Genomic DNA, 18,141 nt, shown 5'->3' with positions numbered 1-18,141 from the left:
CGACCTTTTTCAGCCGTTCTAACTTCTTAAAACTACTGATAAATCATCTTCTACTGTTACCTTACAGCACACAGAAATAGTAAGTCCAACGACTACAATCAGCGCTAACGGGCATAGCAGCCAAGTCTGCCAGGCAACATTAACCAATTCAATTTTTGCAGCTCCCATAGAGGACATTGCCATACTTACAAGAAATTCCCCTAAATAATTAGAAGCCAGCACTCCAACTATGATTCCCAATATGAGTACCATCATAGTTCCTGCCATATATTGATGTTTAATATTTTTAGAAGTTAATCCCATACTTCGCATGATGGCAATCTGAGACATATCCTTTGATAATAACATCCGAAGGAATAATGCAGTTATCAATACAGCAATGATTACTGCTATTGCGATTCCGCCTATAACAATCTGGCTCATCTGATCAATGATATTTCCAAGAGTCTGCCCAGTATATTCTTTGATATCATTTACCTGCGCAGAATCGTAAGCATTCTGGTAGTAGTCCATTTTCACGCGTTTATCAACGCCCGGAGCCATATCCATGCTCACAATATACCAAAGAACAGCCTCTTCATTTACCCCAAGACTCGTATGCGCCTTTGCTGTTTTTCCCCCATTTGTAATATCCTGATAAATACCCGTGACTGATAAAGTCTGTTCTTCCCCGCCAACCCTGACGGTTACCTCATCTCCCACTTTCTTGTTTAATCCATCTTTTGACGCATTTGCATAGGAAAGTGAGATTTCCCCTTCTCCCTTCGGTGCTCTCCCTTCCAGATAATTTAATGGAAATACGGAAAAATCTCCTGTTTCAATATTAATATAGTCCCAGGAATCTTCCGCGTTTTTGACCTGGTAGGAACTTGTAATGTAGGTCGCATACTTTTCAATATCTGAATCATTCTTCAGCTCTTCCTGCAGCTTTTTAAAACCTTCTGTAATCGTATCTGTCCTTCGAAGATCGATTCTCATGTCGGATTTTCCTATTCCCATGTATGTGGAAAATTCCGGTGAATTCATGGTGTTATAAATATTTAACGGAAGGATGACAATAAACGTACATACGACAAAAATAAAAAACAGTAACCTGTATAATTTGAAACGCTTAAATACATCCCTAAGTCCCATGTAAATATTGGTGCTGAAGAATTTGTTCTTAAGAAGTGGAAAACTGTATTTTCGGCTCTTTCCACGCTCCATGATATCCGAACGTAATGCTTCCACCGCAGAAATCTTATCGATTCTTTTCAGTACTTGCTGGCAGTACATCACAATCATGAAATAGACAAGTAATGGAGCTATAAGCGATAGTACATATTTTAAGCTACCTGATAAATCGGAAGATATGTAAAGTCTCATATTACCGTTTAACAGATTTACTGCTGCAAAGGAAAGCAGATAACCGATAATACCGGCTGCTACTGAGATGACTCTGTACTTGTTAAGATAGACCTTTTTTATATCTTTTTTAGATATCCCCATTGCTTTCATAACACCGATTTCTCTAATATCTCCATCAATCGTTGCCAGAAATGTAAGTCTGATACAGAGCGAAGCAATCACAATAAGCAGAATACTAATAAATATAATGACAATCGCAACTGCCATATCTGACATGGCATTAAACATTGTAAATATCTTTCCTTCGATTATAGGACCATTTGCCGGAAGACTCGCTTCGATATAGGCAGTCTGAACAACAGCAGAATCCCCATTTTCATACAGCTTGAATTCGATCAGATATTCCAGTTCCCCAGCCTGCATTTCAAGCATTTCATCATAGTCATTCTGATTGATCACAAACCGTTTCGAAGAAGTAAGGGAAGAGTTCATCTCAAAATCTCTTGCATAATCTGAAATGACAAACTCTTTCTCATACCCTCCACTTTTCACCTTAATCGTATCACCTATTTTTAAGTCATATTGTTCCATGAAATAGATGGGAACGGCAACGAAACCTTCCTTTACATCCAGCCTTTCATTATCCAAATCCAATATAAAATCAAATTTCTTATTCTGTATAACAAATGAAATATCCTGTATAGTTCCAGCCATCGTTTGATTTTGGCCAAAATGAATTTTGCTTCCATCAATATTCTGAAGAACCATCGTCTCCTGCATCGCTATATAGTCACGGTATTGTTCTGTGAATTGGTCAATTTCTGCCTGGTCATATTCTCCAGCATGCATCACCGTAATGTCAGCTGGTACTGCACTCTCCTGAAAATCTGGCATCGCCTGAATCAGATTAGCAATGTTATTGATGGCACTAGCTGCCAAAATAACGGCCATCGTGATAAATATAAATACTGTCATCGTTACAATTTTGTTCCTGAGGAAATCATTTTTGACTATTTTCAAAAACATTATCTTTTCTCCTTCCTGCATCGATAAAATTTTTCTGTTTTATCCTTGTCTCTATCAATCTTTGTCATTGCTTCAGAAGAATAAGTTCCATCTACCTTTTGAATTAATAATATTCTTACATACTGGTTCCTTAGCAAAATTAGCTTGGAACGATTTACCAACTAAAATAATCATACAAAATGATATTTATTAAATTAACCTGCTAGAGCCTAATGATTTACTAAGTCCGCAGCCCTATTTTAGTAAGTTGACTATGGGAGGTTATTAGAAAATAATCGAAATGGAGGGAAGGAAGTGGAAGGAGTAACTATTACGTCAACTGCAACGGACAATCATGAAGAGTTAACCTCAATGTATTATTATTGGGATTAATAATACGTTCGCCACTTGCAGAATCTGTTGTTCCAATCGAACAAATCATGGACAGGCAAGCCATTCAGACGATTAAATAACGAAAGATGTATATCTTCATGTCACCAAATAAAAAAAGCTTTCCACAAGTTTCAAACTCATGAGAAGCTTCACTTAAATCCTTTATGTCAGCAAAATGATAGCATTTCACTCTCATCTTACTCAAAAACCCTTATATATCAAGGATTTGAGGGGAAGATTACATCATGCCGCCCATTCATCATGGCATTTAATAGAAATAAATAGTTTTATAAAATCATTGATATTATAGTTTTTCATCTTTCACTTAAAATATCTTAAAACAGAAGAAAAAATGTCTATGAGCAAAATTATGAGCAATTTTTACAACAGAGATTAATAAAATTTTGTATTAACCTCTGTTAAATTCCTTCATACTTGTTGAAACAAAGAACTTTCTATCTCTTGAATAAAAGGCAGTGCTTCAATCGCTCCTATTTTTGTACAAACGAGAGCTCCAACCTTATTCGCAAAAGTCACAATATCACGTAGCTGCTCAAAATCATTATTAATAGATTTAATATGATCAGTGTTCGCTAATCTGAATAAGGTTGCACCGACAAAAGCGTCACCTGCTCCTGTAGAATCAATTGATGTAACAGGAATGCTTTTTACAATTTCTTTTCTCTTTCCATTAGACAGCAGTGTTCCTCTTTTACCTAGCGTAACCGCTATAATCTTTGCTCCAATTGCATGAAGGATATTAACACCTTCTTCATACTCTTTAGTACCTGTGATTATCTCCAGCTCGTCATCACTTACCTTAACAAAATCACTTAAAGCTATCGCCTTTTTTGCGAATGTAACAAACTCATTGACTCTTCCCTTCCATAAATCGCCGCGATAGTTAGGATCAAAAGATATAAATTGACCCAAATCCCTAGCATTGGACATAAGCTTTAAATAGGTTGTACAAAATGGATCAGATAACATAGCCGTTGCCGAACCAAAATGGAGAATTTTCGCTTCACTTATTTTATCTTGATCTATATCCTCCATTGTTAACAGAGCATCTGCTCCCCTTTGGAAGACAAAGTCTCGCTCTCCATTTTTCTTTAATGAAACAAAGGCCAGCGTTGTTGCTGCTTTCTTATCCATGACAAGCATGGATGTATCAACATTTACAGTATTCAATGTTTGTTTTAAAAAATAACCAAACGGATCCTTTCCTACTTTTCCGCTAAACGCTGCGTCTCCACCTAATTTTGCTATCGCAGCTGATACATTGGCCGGTGCACCGCCAGCACTTTTTAAAAATTGGCGTCCCTCTATTAAATCAACGTCAACTTCAGTACAAAAGAAATCAATTAATAATTCTCCAACACATACAACTGAAAGATTTTTACTTCTATTATTTTGCACGTATATCACACTCTTTTACTTATTCTAAATTTATGTTAGTCCAAGAAAGATTTACATCTCTGTTGATTAATGAATAACGATATTCACTCCTAGTTAGACCTTTGCTCTAACTCTGAAATCATCTTTTTATATACTTTTTCAGTTAAAGGATAGAAGCAGATGATTATGATGGAAAGTAAAATAAAAAGTCCTGGTATCAATGCATTCATATTTTTAATAGCGTTTAGGGAAGTTACTGTTTGATCTGCATTAGGAATATATCCTGCTATCCCTAAATAAATTGCAGAGAACGACCCAGCAAGTGCAACTCCTAATTTATTCGTAAAACTCATACTTGAAATAACAACTCCATCTGCCCGAACTCCAGTTTTCCATTCAGCATAATCGACACAATCTGCAATCATACCCCAAGCAAGCGTATTCAATGGAGTAGTAAAGAATCCCGAAGCAAACAACCAAATTAAAATGAAGGTGATCGAAGAATAGGGAGTAAAATGCAGCCCGATGTACGAAATAAGAGATATAGCGGCCGATATAATCATCACATTCTTTCTACCCCATTTTTCAGAAAATACAGGTATAAATAAGTTACTAATTAACGCTGCACCAAAAAATAAAACAGTTCCAAAGAACACTAATTCCTTTTGATCGACATTGTACGTAAAGTAGTACACCATTGTACTGAGTTTAATATTAAACCCAATGGCAAACGCCAAAAATGATGAAGAAAGGATTAACAAAGGCTTGTTTTTAAACAAAACAGATAAAGTCATTTTCAACCCATGCTTCTCGCTCTTTTTCGGGACAATTCGCTCTCGTACTGTAAAAAAGCTAAAAAGGTTCAAAACGATACTGACAATCGCGTAGACTAAAGCTGTCATCTGAAATCCAAATGCTTGGTTCTCCCCACCTAAAGCTGTAGCAAGTGGTGTTGCACATGCAATGGAAAGGAGGATTCCAATATAAACCAATATCATACGTGTTGTCGTTAATACCGTTCTTTCTTGGACATCATTTGTAATCCGCCCGGTTAAGCTGTTAACTGGAATCGTTTGCATACTAAAGGACATGCCGAGTAAAATATAGGTAATGTACGCATAGATAATGTTTCCAGTTGGTCCAAAGGAAGGAGTCGTAAAACACAAGAAAGTGAATAATGCAAAAGGAAGTGAGACCCATAATAAATATGGTCTTGCTTTCCCCCACCTCGTGTTGGTCTTATCTAAAATAACTCCCATAATTGGGTCAAAAATCGCATCTAAAACTCGTACGACTAGAAATAAAGTTGCGATCACCGCGGGATGAATCCCACCGACGTCCGTATAATAGAATAGGAGATACGCGTTAACAAATTGGAACACAATATTATACGACATATCCCCTATTCCGTATCCAATTCGTTCTAACCAGGGCAAGCCCGCACTAGATTTAGATTTCTCGTTGTCTTTAGACTTTACTACCGGTAATTGTTCTGTTTCTATCATCACTTATACCTCCAGAATCCGTTTTCATTATTCATTTCATTGGAAGTACTCAAGTCGATAAGATGGATATGCCAAACCAATCTCTCAATCCCTCTTCCTATAAAAAGTAACGCCTTGGTTTTTGAAACTTAATCAACGTTCCTCTTCACTTACAATCTTTTAAAGATAGAATTGGAAACGGATTAACCATAATCATTAAATCCGCTCCAAGAGAATTAGACTTATTACTAATTAAAAGGCGAGTACTTTAGCCTAAGTGTCGGAAATATTCATCATTAGCACAGGTTAGTCATTTGGATAGACGATAATTTTTAAACATTCATTTTTAAAATTGAGTGCTCGTTCCATCGCTTCACGTGTATCTGCTAATGAATAGCGATCTGTTATAAGATGCTTAGTGTCAACGATACCGTTAGCGAGGAATTGAATCCCTTTTGGATACGTATTTGCATATCGGAAAATGCCATAAATATCAATTTCATTGTCAGCGATAAATGGGACATTAAGCGGTATTTCATTTTGTGAAGGTAAACCGACAATCGCAAGTTTTCCACCACGGCGCACAGAAGCTAGTGCGGATTTTAGCGCTGCTGGATTTCCAGCTGTTTCCCAAGCAACGTCAACTCCTCTGCCATTTGTAATACAAGAGATTTCATGGAGAGCGTCTTGTTCACGAATATTGATCACATGAGTTGCACCCATTTTTTTTGCAGCATCAAGTCGTAACGGCTCCAAGTCAGTCACGATGATGGTGCCTGCCCCAAATGCTTTGGCAGCAGCAACAGCCATTAACCCGACCGGGCCCATTCCCATAATCGCAATCGTTGATCCGGGTTGGAGATTCGTTCTATTCGCTGCATGAATACCAACAGAAAAAGGTTCAATTAAGGCAGCATCTTCAAAGGAAAGCGAGTCTGGAATCGAAAAGACAAAGTCTTGGCGCATTTTGATATATTGGACAAACGCACCGTCTACCGGTGGTGTTGCCAAAAACTGTACATCTGGACAAAGGTTATAACGGCCCTCTTTACACGCTTCGCAATGTCCGCAGGTTACACCTGGTTCGACCGCCACGCGATCACCAACTTTAAATTGATTTACAGATGATCCAACAGTGGCAATCACACCTGAGCATTCATGACCGAGGATAAATGGCTTCTCCACAATGTATTTGCCAATTCTGCCATGGGTATAATAATGTAAATCTGAACCACAAATTCCAACGGCCATGACCTTAATCAAAACTTCATCACGGTTGATTTCGGGTATAGGCAATGTTTCAATGCTAATTTCTCTCATGCTGTGCATAACAGCTGCTTTCATGTTTTTCGGTACTGTGTTATTCATCGACAATTTCCTTTCTTTCATCAGACTTGTCTATACATGACTAAAATCATTTTGATAACTTCATCTTGTTTTCACAAAGTACATCCATTTATTCTGTTCTTGTTGACGATGATGCCTCTTAGTGTCACGATGTAAGTGCATACATATCAGATCTCTCTGTTACAAGGCTAATTCTACATGCTTATCCAAAGGTCGAGTAGCTTTTTATACTGTATAAAAGTACAGTAACGCTGTACCTTTTACTTGTTAATTTTTCATATACAAAAAGAGATCTATTGGTAAAATAAAAATATTAGGAGGTGGTAGGTACTATGGCTGAACTTGAAGACCAGAAAAATTTCGCGGAACTGTTATCTTCTGGTGTTAAGTCCTTAAAACTCCATCCTGATTATAAGATTCGAAGGAAAAAAAATGAAACTAATCCATCAGGACAATCTTATTTAGATAAAATTGCTTACCAGCTAGGTGTCTCTTCCAACACGATTAAAAGTTGGATTGGACAAATGGGCGCAAAATATATTCCCGGCCGAATTGACGATGGAAAGCTTTTCGGGATTCTCTGGGTCATTCTTGAAAAAACGGATATGAATATCCAATGGTTTACCAAACTACTCGAGACCACTACGATACCTGTTATCAAACCTGCCTTACCTGTATGGGTAACGTCATGTCTTAAAAAAGCAAAAACGTTACGAAATGATGAGTCATTCGGTGCACCTCTTGATGAAGATATTGAAAAAGTAGTGACACGATTGTTTCACGATATACAAGACAGTGACACGAATACATATCAAGAACAACCATTAACGCATAATTTGCCAACACGCTGGACAGGCAACTTTATCGGACGGAGATTTGATGTGGAAGCAATCCGTCAGTGGCTTCTTTCTCCTTCACCAGTTTGTTTAATTACCGGATGGGCTGGTATGGGAAAAACGACAATTGCTCTTGAGGTAGCCTATGCCTGTGCTGGGGACCCCTACGGAGATACTGTTAGAGTTGGCGTAGATTGGCCAACATTTAAATGTATCATCTGGGTTAGTGCAGATTGGAAAGGGTTAAGCTTTAGTGATTTTTTAAATACAATTGCTTACCAACTCGGACGTGTGGAACAAATAGATAAATCGATTAATGAAAAACGGTTTGTTGTCCGTAATGCATTAGCTCATTATTCCAGGAATGAACCTGTTTTGCTTATTGTAGATAGCATCGATACCGCCGAAAGTGAAATACACGAATTCATTACTAACCTTCCTCAAGGTGTTAAGGTCATCCTTACATCTCGCGAGAACTTAAATCTAAGATATAGGGATGCCTTTCGGGAAATGGTGACCACTCAGCTTAAAGGCCTTGAAAAAGAGGAAGCTCTTAATTTTCTTTTTTATGAAATACATCGTTACTTACAAACATGTAATTCTCCAATGAAACGAAAAAAAATCGAACAGTTATTAACGATATCCCCTGAAATCAAGCATCAGTTAATTTTAGCAACCGCTGGAAATCCTAAAGCGATGGCCCTAAGCATAGTGTATATTTCAGATGATGACATTCCAGCTCAGCAACTAATTCACGAGCTAGGCAAAGCGGGCTACTCCCTGTTAGAACTTTTTGACTTCCTTTTCGGGCGCACATGGAAACGATGTGATGAAAGTACTCAGCGACTATGGCAGGTGCTATGCTTTTTCAGCAAACCTCCTGATGAAGAGAGCTGGGCTGCAGCTGCGGGATTAGATGTTCGAAAGTTTCATTATGCGGTTGAACAAATGCGGACTTATGCCCTAATTCAGCCAGAACGTGTTGAAGGGAATTTATATTATCTCGGACATCAAACTGTCGTAGCCTATGGCGAACAACACTTGTCTGAGAATCAAGATTTTGAAAAGGAAGCGCGCATTCGATGGGGCCATTATTATATTCATTACTTAGAAACACATTTAAAACGAGAACAGCCAAATTCTGTTTATTGGAGTTATCTTCTCGGTCGTGACTTGGAGCAAATTAAGAAAGAATGGCCGAACATCCTTAAGGTTTTAGAGTGGTCAAGTCAAGCTAAAAAAAAGGAGCTATTAATTGAACTCATCACCCGGATAAGTCATTTTTTAAGTCGGATTAACTTGCCATTACGAATCGAATATGGACTAAAAGCGGCTGATTATGCCAATCAATTAGAAAGAAAGACGCTTGAAGCATTTTTTAGAATTGATACATTAGGTTGGGCACTTATAGAAGTCAATGACTTGGACGGAGCCCTTCAACAAATCGAAGCCGGTCTTCAAATACTCGAGCATTTAAATTCTGATCATACGGATGTTTACGACTTAAAGGTTTGGGGACTTGCCTTAAAATCGCGACTTTTTTTAAAAGCAAACAAACGAGAGAAAGCGGAAGCTATTTTAGAAAAAGTAAAGGACGTACAGACTACACCTATTATTCAGCATCGAGTTTTATTAGTTCGAGGAGACCTATGCTTATTGCATAGAAATTTTGAAGAGGCAATCCAATTATACGAAGCGGCCAACGAAATCAGCTCAATCTATGGCGGTGAAAAAACGATTGAAGCCTATTTTCATCTTGGTGTCGCCTATGTGAATTGTGACGAATTCGAAAAGGCAAAAGCAGCTTTTGATCATATTCTCTATGACAAAAATAAGGCGAATCAAATTGAGTTAATTTATTATCATTATGGGATGGCCCAATTGTTATCATGCAAAGGAGATTATACAAAAGCGCTAAAATCAAATCTAAAGGCTATCAACCTTATAGATTCATGGGAACCAACCATTAGTATTCGAAAAGAAGTAGAACAGCTTAATAAGTTAATTGAAAGTAATTAAACAGAAACAATAATTAAAACATTTTAAAAGTAATTCTTTATGGTTTTAGCCCTTAAAATTAAATAAAGGTTTAAACAACTTTAAAGGCATGAGTTCGATATTGAAACGGGCTTATGCCTTTTTAATTTTACAATAAAAGAGATTCACCAATGTTTAAGTAATACAGATGTTAATTCAAAAAGCAATGAACATTTATTCATATAACAGCCAATATAAAAGAAAAGGCCTCTCATCAGTTCTGTAAACTAATGAAAGACCTTCTCTAATAAAATGGTTTTTGTAAAGAATGAGCACCTTTTACTACTATTAGTAAAAGTATGAGCATTTATCTTTTATTCACTTAAAAACCATTAATTATCAAGACTTTATGATGATTACATCATGCCGCCCATTCAACAAGGCATATAATAGATGAAAATAAATTTATAAAATCATTGATATTAAAGGGGTTTCCTCCTTTGAATTAAAATAATTTAAAACAGAAAAAAAAGGTTATGAGCAAAATTATGAGCATGTTATGACTATTTGGTAGGGCACTTTTCCTTATCCGTCTCCACAATAACCAGCTTTTTGACCATATTTTTTCGTTCTTTTTATGTTTGCCTATAGACTGAAGTAATTAGAAATATATTTATACGAAGCCTGATTTATCGTACTTTTTTATGTTTAATGAATAATGGATAAAATACCTTAATACTCAGAATGTAGTTGATCTAGGAGGTCAATAATAACATTCATTCGGAGAAAATACCTGATTCTTGTGGCAGCCGAAAATGCAGCTCAAAAGAAAAAAGCAACTAGACCTTAGCTGTCTATTTTTTCATAATAAATGCCAGTTTATAGTACGGATTCATTATGTTAATTGACTTTCCGCTACCTGCTGAGTTTGTCGTAAAGTCGTGGCTATGAGCTCCCGCTTCAGATGTCGTAAAGTCGTGACTATGAGCTCCTGCTTCAGATGTCATAAAGTCGTGGCTATGAGCTCCTGCTTCAGATGTCGTAAAGTCGTGGCTATGAGCTCCTGCTTCAGATGTCGTAAAGTCGTGGCTATGAGCTCCCGCTTCAGATGTCGTAAAATCGTGGCTATGAGCTCCCGCTTCAGATGTCGTAAAGTCGTGGCTATGAGCTCCTGCTTCAGATGTCGTAAAATCGTGGCTATGAGCTCCCGCTTCAGATGTCGTAAAGTCGTGGCTATGAGCTCCTGCTTCAGATGTCGTAAAGTCGTGGCTATGAGCTCCCGCTTCAGATGTCGTAAAGTTGTGGTTATGTTCCCCTGCAGGAGATGTGGTGTAAATGCCGGAAGTGTTATTGGCTGCTGCTTGATTCCCGCCTGCGGGTTTATTAGTGGTTGTGTCGCCACGATCAACGTATTGGTGTGAATGTATTCCAGAAGGATCTGTCATACCAGTATGCGTGTGGTCTCCATCCACAGTCGTTGTTCCCGTATGCGTATGGTTTCCTTCTACAGTCGTTGTTCCCGTATGCGTGTGGTCTCCATCCACAGTCGTTGTTCCCGTATGCGCATGATTTCCTTCTACAGTCGTTGTTCCCGTATGCGTGTGGTCTCCATCCATACTCGTTGTTCCCATATGCGTATGGTTTCCTTCTACAGTCGTTGTTCCCGTATGCGTGTGGTCTCCATCCACATTGGTCGTACCCATATGCGTGTGGTCTCCATTCACATTCGTTGTTCCCGTATGCGTGTGGCCTCCATTCACATTCGTCGTACCCATATGTGTGTGGTCTCCAGCCTCATCCGTGTTGCCGGTATGACTATGGGGAGCAAGTTGAGATTTTTCTAGTTTTATTCTTTTATGTCCGCCCGTGTCGCCAATTTCCGAATTTTTAGCTGTTCCCAAAACAAAGCGATCCCTCAAATCTGGAGTTCCTTTCGTTCCATCACATAACAACCACCCTGTTGGAATATTCTTAATGGAACCGCTCCACATTACGATAACCCCACTCGGAATTCGTTCATAGTTTGTCAATGTTACCCTCTCCTGAAAACAATAAATTTTAATATATTTTATGCTAGGTAACACCTTTAGGGCTGGACTTTTTGTTGAAATAAATAGATTGAATATTGTGCAGTATGAACACACGGAGACGCCCATCCCTACCATAAGCGGGTGTAGGAGTAAAGGAAATTCAGCGGCGTTTAGGGCATACAGACATAAACACAACTATGAATATTCGCTCATATGACTGTCAATATGGAAGAAAAGGCCTCCCACCAGTTCAGTAAACTGATGAAAGACCCTCTCTAATAAAATGAGCTTTTAGTTTTGAAATGAGCATTTTTTTACTCACTATGAGCAAATGTATGAGCATTTATCTTTCTTCTATCTAAAAACCCCTATATATCAAAACTTTATGATGATTACATCATGCCGCCCATTCATTTTCATATATAATAGAAAAAAATGGCGTATAAAAAAGGCTTTAAATCAACATTTTTTAAAAGTTTGATTTAAATATTTTAAACGCTATATAAAACATCGGAGGACAAACCGGAGGACAAATTCAGAAGTGATAAAGTATAAAGCCCATCTCAATTGAGATGGGCTAATACATCAATTGAACCAGTGACCCCAACCCTGTCAAGGTTGTAAAGCGAAGCAGATTATAACAGATTTAATCTGAAAATGCTAATATAATAGGCTTTTGTTTTTCCTTATTATGATTTAAACAGATGGAATTGGTGGCAGTATGTTTCTTTTTGCCACCAGTCTGCCACCAACTTGCACCCAGCTAAAAACCTTGTATTTTAAATGTTTAAAGGACTTTTTCGAAATAACACGGCCTTGTATAATTTCATTTTTATTATTCTACCTAGAACACATGCACTCAAAATACTTTTAAATTATTCGGAATTGTATGATGCTCATCTATATGACCCACAACACTCTTCTTTAACTAACGCACCCATTCGTATTAAAAGGTCAGCCAGATTTCTGGTTGACCATTTTTATCTAGTGTATTATTTGTTCCAATACGCTTTTGCTTCTTCCTCAAGCACTTTCAACCTTTTATAATAATCAGGAAATTCATTGAGATGAGCCAATGCAATTTTTCCAGTAGTGATAGGTTCATCCGCAGTAACATTTGTCTGATTGTATTTTCTTCCATGTTCAAGTTCAGTATTTACTCCCATCCAAAACTCATTTAAATCAAATTTACTCTTGGTAAAATCAATGCCTAAAAGTAAAGCTATTGCAGCTGCTTCCTCTTTAGAAAAGCTAGTTTTAGAGGTGTTTGAATTAGTTGTATTAATATTTTTTGGTCTAAACATATTTGAATTTTTTGTAATTATATTTTTGTCATTGCGATGACCGTAGGCTTCTTCCGTAGCTACTGCATCTGATTTGGTAACATGAACAGTACCAAATGGATGGTTAGGAGGAGCATATATCGAGTAAAGTTTGAGAGGAATATTACCTGTATTGGTTAGATTATGCCATGTTCCAGCAGGTATCATTATTGCAAAATCGTCATAGACATTTCTTTCAAAGTCAAAATTATCTTTACTCTTGCCCATTTGAACAATCCCCTGTCCTTGTTCAATACGTAAGAATTGATCAACGTCAGGATGCATTTCCAAACCGATATCTTCGCCAACATTGAGACTCATTAAAGTAACTTGCAAACGATTCCCTGTCCATAAAGCGGTACGATAGGTTTTGTTTTGCTTCGTAGCCTCATTGATATTAACTACAAATGGTTCTGGTCCATAATCTTTAAAACCATATTGGTTAGTACCATTAGGAATATTACTGTAAACAGGCTGTCTTTCATAGTTATGCATTGGTGCATTAACATAATAATGATATTGATATTGATTTTGATATGGATATGGATACATACTAGGGACATTGTCCATTTTTTTTCATTCCCTTCACAGATATACAAAAACATCATATGCCTATGCTTAGGGAATGTTCTTCTATTTATATTAACTTATAATCTGAAGATCTATATAACACACTCAATTCTTTGCAATCAACCTATCAATGGTCTGTGATACATCTTGTAAAATCGTTTTCCATTTTTCTCTTATAGTTTTGCTTAATCCAATATGGAACCTTATCTCATAAGGCTCCACTCCTATGAGATAACCCTTTATTGATTCTTTCTGTTGATACAATGATTGAAACAAGTGAAAGTTATGCGCTGATATGTCTAAAGTTTGATATTCATGTAAATTGGCAAGTGGATAAACGGTAAGCTCTCCTGGTTTGTTTCCTGAAAATACAGCATCCACAATGATTACAAATGTAGTTTTCATTATTTGATCCATGCAGTAATCAATATCTGATTCTCCAATCAAAAAAGATACATGAGGTGTACGATTCAGCTTGGATAGTTGCTCAATTAGATAAATTCCAATTCCATCATCCATCATTAATCGATTGCCAATACCTAAAACGATTATTTTTTCCATTAAAACACCTTTATGGTTTTTACTTGTTTTCCTGGACTATATACATGAGTCGCACATGACATACACGGATCAAAGGAACGAAGAATTCTGCCAATCTCTGCAGGTTTATCTGGATTCTGAATGAGTGTACCGACTAAGGCTTCTTCAGCAGTACCTCTAAAACCATTATCATCCCTAGTTGAAAAATCCCATGTGGAAGGAGTAATGATTTGATAGAAGGAGATTTTCTTATCTCGAATCTTTAACCAATGGCCTAGTGCCCCTCTCGTTGTATCCACTAACCCCCTTCCAGATGCCAATTCTGGAAGTTCATATTTTTTTTGCACATCTACTCCTGGAATGATTTGCTGAAGTAATATTTTCATAATTTCTGTGATTTTCTTTGCTTCTAGTGCTCTGGCAATCGTTCGATCCATAGCGGAGATTCCATTGTTATACGCTCCACTTAATATTAATCTGGCCAACGGTCCGACCTCAAAAGGGAGACCCTTATATCTTGGTGCCTTCACCCAGGAATAGGCTTTTTCTTTGTCCATATCCGGCTCTGTCACTTCTTCATTTGGTTGATTGCTGTTAGTTATTGATTTGAAATAGGAGTAATCTATTTTTTCTTGAATTTTACTTTCATCAAATGCTTCAACAGACTCCATTGTGGATACAAGCGGATCCACATATAGTGTGCCTAACTCCTTATAATGGTTAAAAGCACCGTAGGTTAAAAGGTTGCCATACCCTCCGCCTATGCGAAAATAGTCTGCATAGAAGCGCGCAATGTCATATACATCTGGGATCATTTTTTCATCAATAAATCTGGCAATTTCCCCTAAAATAGAATCGATATGAACGACTTTCTCGGCTGTTGCCTGTGTTGTTATCCCTCCAATAAAAACCCCATGATTATGGGGAGCTTTACCGCCTAAAACGGCTAACATCTCGTGAGCTAGACGACTGAACTTGAGGGAATCAAAGTAATGCTGTGAAATCCGGTCATTAATGTTTTTGGGTAATCGAAAATCGTCATGGTCGGACTGGAAAAGAGAATTTTGTTCAATCTTTACAAAGTCAGGAACAGTATATTGATAAAAATGGCGGATATGATTTTGTAAAAACTCACAACAATGGATGATGTCTCGTAAATATTTTCCTTGTTCCATTGGTTCAATGTTTAAAGCATCTTCTAAAGCACGGGATGAAGCCATTGAGTGGGCTGCAGAGCAAATGCCGCATATTCGCTGAGTAAAATAAACGGCATCGAACGGACTTCTGCCTACTAACATTTGCTCAAAACCTCGAAATAAATTTCCTTTTGTTTTGACATCAACGACTTGATTCTGGTCGATAATCACATCAATTTCCATAAAACCGCTAATTCGTGTCAACGGATTAATCACGATTCTCTTACTCATTCTTCACCACCCTTGTCGTGTCATAGCTAATGAACGGCGCCATGGCATCTGGAAAACCAAACTGAGCACAGCCAATGCATGGCGTATTATCTCCTATCGGCCAATTCACATGACCATTCCATTGCCTTGTTGGACAATCTACTCTCGTCACAGGGCCCCGGCATCCGAGCTTAAATAAACATGTTTTATCCCCTAATTTTTCAGCAAAAATCCCTCGGTCAAAAAACGGCCTTCTTGGACAACGGTCATGGATAAGCGTGCTATAAAACATTAAAGGCCGGTCTAAGTTGTCTGTTTCCGGCTCCCCATATAATAAAAGATGCGCTAATGTCCCTAAAAACCAGTCTGGATGAACAGGACATCCGGGAAGTTTAATCATGTTTTTGTCAGGCAGGACCTGTTGCAGCCCCACAGATTGGGATGGATTGGGTTTTGCTGCTGACACCCCGCCATGTGTGGCACAAGCCCCCACTGCTAAAATATGTGAAGCCTTTTCCCCGAGCATCTTAGCTGCTTGAAGGCCTGTAAGAGGCTTTCCTTGCCAGCTCCCGATAATATTGTATAAACCATTGTTTTTTAACGCCACAGCTCCTTCAACTGCTAAAATATACTCTTCGTCCATCGCCTTTATTAGTTTCTCGATGGCCCGCTCTCCTTCAGCAGCCATTAAACTATTGCAAAACTTAAGATCAACCATTGAATTTAACGTGTACTCAAAGTCGGGATTCTGCCCGTTTAACAAGGAAATGATATTACCGGAACAACCATTTAATTCTAAGTAAATGAGGTTTTTTTTCTTGATAATCCCCTTTTTGAGGCTCTCCAGTGCCGTACTTGTTAACCTTTCCGCAATGGCTTCATTTGTTAAAGACTCTGGCGGCAAAATTTGTCCTTCCATTAAACCAACCTCCCTACAACGGGTAGTGTAGCTAAGATTGATTGTTGCCCAGCATGACAAGAAGCAAATTCCTGTGTGTAATCTTTTCCTGCTGTTAAGCCAAAGTGAGTAGCCGCAGCCCAGGCCCGGTTGTTAGTCACATCATAGACAATGCCATTTACGGCAACATAGGCAGGCCTTCCATTTTTCCCATCAAAGGTTGCTAATTCTCTAATAGTAAACGTTCGTTGGTTAGGCTGAGTAATGGGCGGAATCTGCAACTGATTGAAAGTCCCTGAAGAACCAGCAACAGCCGTTTGTGGGGGTAAAGCATGATAACTTGTTATGGCTTGATTTGCCAACCATTCACTAAGAAAATGAATGGTCGATAGTGAATCCCATAATCGTTGAAGAATTTGTTGCTTCAAGGATGTGTCACTCAATGTAGAAAGTGTAAAAATATCATGATGTGCTTGTGTAACAAGATAATTTATTTGCATTCTAATCATTTCGATGTTTTGCATGATGTTCTCCCCTTTAGGCCGTTTCCCCCTATCCTATGCTTACATATCAAAATGATTAACAAATTCTAGGCAAAAGCTGACCAGATAGGCGATTAAGTCTTCTTGTTGTACCAACAGCTGTTTTTAAAAGTAGTTTCCCTGATTGAACATGACAGGATGTAATTTGACCAATCACACTTGCATCCTTTCCCATCTCATGATTCTTCAAGATATCAAGTGCCTTTTGTTTATCATTTGAATCAACGATGATAACTACTTTCCCTTCATTTGCTAGATAAAGAGGATCATAACCTAAAATATCACATACACCTTGAACATCCCTACGTGCTGGAATAGAAGCTTCATCTATTTCAATTGTAAAATGAAAGTCTTCACATAGTTCTACTAGTGTTGTGGCTAATCCCCCCCTTGTCGGATCCCGCATGATCCGAATTCCTTTGATTTCCTCCAAGAGTTCATGAATCAGGTGGTTTAATAATGCACAATCACTCCTAACATCTGTGAGCAACCCAAGCTCCTGGCGTGCACTCAGGATAGCGACCCCATGATCCCCTATTGTACCGCTAATGATTACGGAATCTCCTTCTTGAACCATTTCAGGTTTCAATCGATGCTGTTCTTGCATCACACCGATCCCTGTCGTATTAATAAATAGGCCATCCACACTCCCCTTTTCGACTACTTTTGTATCTCCGGCAATAATGTTCACCCCGGCTCTTTCTGCTTCCCCTGCCATAGTGTTGACAATCTCTTTTAGACTTTTTATTGGGAACCCTTCTTCGATAATAAATCCAGCAGTTATCACGTGAGGAATAGCACCACTTACAGCTAAATCGTTCACTGTTCCTGTTATCGCCAGCTTCCCTATATTTCCACCTGGAAAGAAAATAGGTTTTACTACGAAGCTATCTGTTGTTACAGCGATGGTTTGTGAAGGAATAGTAAGAATGGCAGAATCAAACTGTGTTTGCTCTGAATGTCCAAATGATTGAATGAAGATATCTTGTATGAGTTGGTGTGTTAATTCTCCACCTTCTCCATGCGCTAGACTTATTCGCTGCATC

12 protein-coding genes and 2 pseudogenes are annotated in these 18,141 nt (G+C 38.0%); 2 read left to right on the top strand and 12 right to left on the bottom strand.

Features of this window, described 5'->3' with window-relative positions:
* Nucleotides 1-18: 18 nt before the first annotated feature.
* The 4 genes from K9V48_RS13790 to K9V48_RS13775 form a co-directional block, all read right to left on the bottom strand.
* Entirely contained in the window at nucleotides 19-2,373 is a 2,355-nt protein-coding gene (locus K9V48_RS13790) for an ABC transporter permease (protein WP_224139549.1), read from the bottom strand.
* Nucleotides 2,374-3,174: 801 nt separating this feature from the next.
* The gene (locus tag K9V48_RS13785; protein ID WP_224139548.1) at nucleotides 3,175-4,164 is read right to left on the bottom strand and encodes a carbohydrate kinase family protein; all 990 of its coding nucleotides are present in this window, start codon (nucleotides 4,162-4,164) and stop codon (nucleotides 3,175-3,177) included.
* 89 nt (nucleotides 4,165-4,253) lie between these two features.
* Nucleotides 4,254-5,648 (bottom strand): MFS transporter, encoded by a 1,395-nt coding sequence (locus K9V48_RS13780; protein WP_224139547.1) that lies wholly within the window; start codon nucleotides 5,646-5,648, stop codon nucleotides 4,254-4,256.
* 285 nt (nucleotides 5,649-5,933) lie between these two features.
* Nucleotides 5,934-6,995 (bottom strand): NAD(P)-dependent alcohol dehydrogenase, encoded by a 1,062-nt coding sequence (locus tag K9V48_RS13775; protein WP_224139546.1) that lies wholly within the window; start codon nucleotides 6,993-6,995, stop codon nucleotides 5,934-5,936.
* A gap of 311 nt (nucleotides 6,996-7,306) precedes the next feature.
* Between K9V48_RS13775 and K9V48_RS13770 the strand changes: the two genes are divergently transcribed.
* Nucleotides 7,307-9,829 (top strand): NB-ARC domain-containing protein, encoded by a 2,523-nt coding sequence (locus tag K9V48_RS13770; RefSeq protein WP_224139545.1) that lies wholly within the window; start codon nucleotides 7,307-7,309, stop codon nucleotides 9,827-9,829.
* 812 nt (nucleotides 9,830-10,641) lie between these two features.
* On the opposite strand, the gene K9V48_RS29985 is transcribed toward K9V48_RS13770, so the two are convergent.
* Nucleotides 10,642-11,817, bottom strand: a complete 1,176-nt coding sequence (locus tag K9V48_RS29985) for a hypothetical protein (protein ID WP_263432827.1) — start codon at nucleotides 11,815-11,817, stop codon at nucleotides 10,642-10,644.
* Nucleotides 11,818-11,954: 137 nt separating this feature from the next.
* Between K9V48_RS29985 and K9V48_RS29430 the strand changes: the two are divergent.
* A pseudogene (locus K9V48_RS29430) lies at nucleotides 11,955-12,096 on the top strand (site-specific integrase); the annotation flags it as partial.
* 713 nt (nucleotides 12,097-12,809) lie between these two features.
* On the opposite strand, the gene K9V48_RS13760 reads toward K9V48_RS29430, so the two are convergent.
* From K9V48_RS13760 to hypE, 7 genes and pseudogenes are all read right to left on the bottom strand, one after another.
* Nucleotides 12,810-13,121 (bottom strand): DUF5661 family protein, encoded by a 312-nt coding sequence (locus K9V48_RS13760; RefSeq protein WP_224139563.1) that lies wholly within the window; start codon nucleotides 13,119-13,121, stop codon nucleotides 12,810-12,812.
* An 18-nt stretch (nucleotides 13,122-13,139) separates the two neighbouring features.
* Nucleotides 13,140-13,691 (bottom strand): annotated as a pseudogene (locus K9V48_RS13755) (cupin domain-containing protein); the annotation flags it as partial.
* A 123-nt stretch (nucleotides 13,692-13,814) separates the two neighbouring features.
* Nucleotides 13,815-14,270 (bottom strand): hydrogenase maturation protease, encoded by a 456-nt coding sequence (locus K9V48_RS13750; protein WP_224139544.1) that lies wholly within the window; start codon nucleotides 14,268-14,270, stop codon nucleotides 13,815-13,817.
* Complete coding sequence (locus K9V48_RS13745) at nucleotides 14,270-15,676, bottom strand: nickel-dependent hydrogenase large subunit (protein ID WP_224139543.1); 1,407 nt, start codon at nucleotides 15,674-15,676, stop codon at nucleotides 14,270-14,272. Before K9V48_RS13745 ends, K9V48_RS13750 begins: the two co-directional genes overlap by 1 nt.
* Complete coding sequence (locus K9V48_RS13740; RefSeq protein WP_224139542.1) at nucleotides 15,669-16,574, bottom strand: hydrogenase small subunit; 906 nt, start codon at nucleotides 16,572-16,574, stop codon at nucleotides 15,669-15,671. The genes K9V48_RS13745 and K9V48_RS13740 overlap by 8 nt, the downstream gene beginning before the upstream one ends.
* Nucleotides 16,574-17,077: a cytochrome b5 domain-containing protein gene (locus K9V48_RS13735; protein WP_224139541.1), complete on the bottom strand. Its 504-nt coding sequence runs from the start codon at nucleotides 17,075-17,077 to the stop codon at nucleotides 16,574-16,576. Before K9V48_RS13735 ends, K9V48_RS13740 begins: the two co-directional genes overlap by 1 nt.
* A 55-nt stretch (nucleotides 17,078-17,132) precedes the next feature.
* Entirely contained in the window at nucleotides 17,133-18,140 is a 1,008-nt protein-coding gene (gene hypE / locus K9V48_RS13730; protein WP_224139562.1) for a hydrogenase expression/formation protein HypE, read from the bottom strand.
* Nucleotide 18,141: the final 1 nt, after the last annotated feature.

Source organism: Metabacillus rhizolycopersici, assembly GCF_020075705.1.
This window is presented reverse-complemented; position numbering and strand designations above follow the sequence as displayed.

Bases quoted from the DNA above. Each gene is read 5' to 3' on its own strand.
- K9V48_RS13745 (WP_224139543.1), bottom strand. From the start codon at position 15,676: ATGAGTAAGAGAATCGTGATTAATCCGTTGACACGAATTAGCGGTTTT.
- K9V48_RS13735 (WP_224139541.1), bottom strand. From the start codon at position 17,077: ATGCAAAACATCGAAATGATTAGAATGCAAATAAATTATCTTGTTACA.
- K9V48_RS13740 (WP_224139542.1), bottom strand. From the start codon at position 16,574: ATGGAAGGACAAATTTTGCCGCCAGAGTCTTTAACAAATGAAGCCATT.
- hypE (WP_224139562.1), bottom strand. From the start codon at position 18,140: ATGCAGCGAATAAGTCTAGCGCATGGAGAAGGTGGAGAATTAACACAC.
- K9V48_RS13780 (WP_224139547.1), bottom strand. From the start codon at position 5,648: ATGATAGAAACAGAACAATTACCGGTAGTAAAGTCTAAAGACAACGAG.
- K9V48_RS13750 (WP_224139544.1), bottom strand. From the start codon at position 14,270: ATGGAAAAAATAATCGTTTTAGGTATTGGCAATCGATTAATGATGGAT.
- K9V48_RS13790 (WP_224139549.1), bottom strand. From the start codon at position 2,373: ATGTTTTTGAAAATAGTCAAAAATGATTTCCTCAGGAACAAAATTGTA.
- K9V48_RS13760 (WP_224139563.1), bottom strand. From the start codon at position 13,121: ATGTTTAGACCAAAAAATATTAATACAACTAATTCAAACACCTCTAAA.
- K9V48_RS13775 (WP_224139546.1), bottom strand. From the start codon at position 6,995: ATGAATAACACAGTACCGAAAAACATGAAAGCAGCTGTTATGCACAGC.
- K9V48_RS13770 (WP_224139545.1), top strand. From the start codon at position 7,307: ATGGCTGAACTTGAAGACCAGAAAAATTTCGCGGAACTGTTATCTTCT.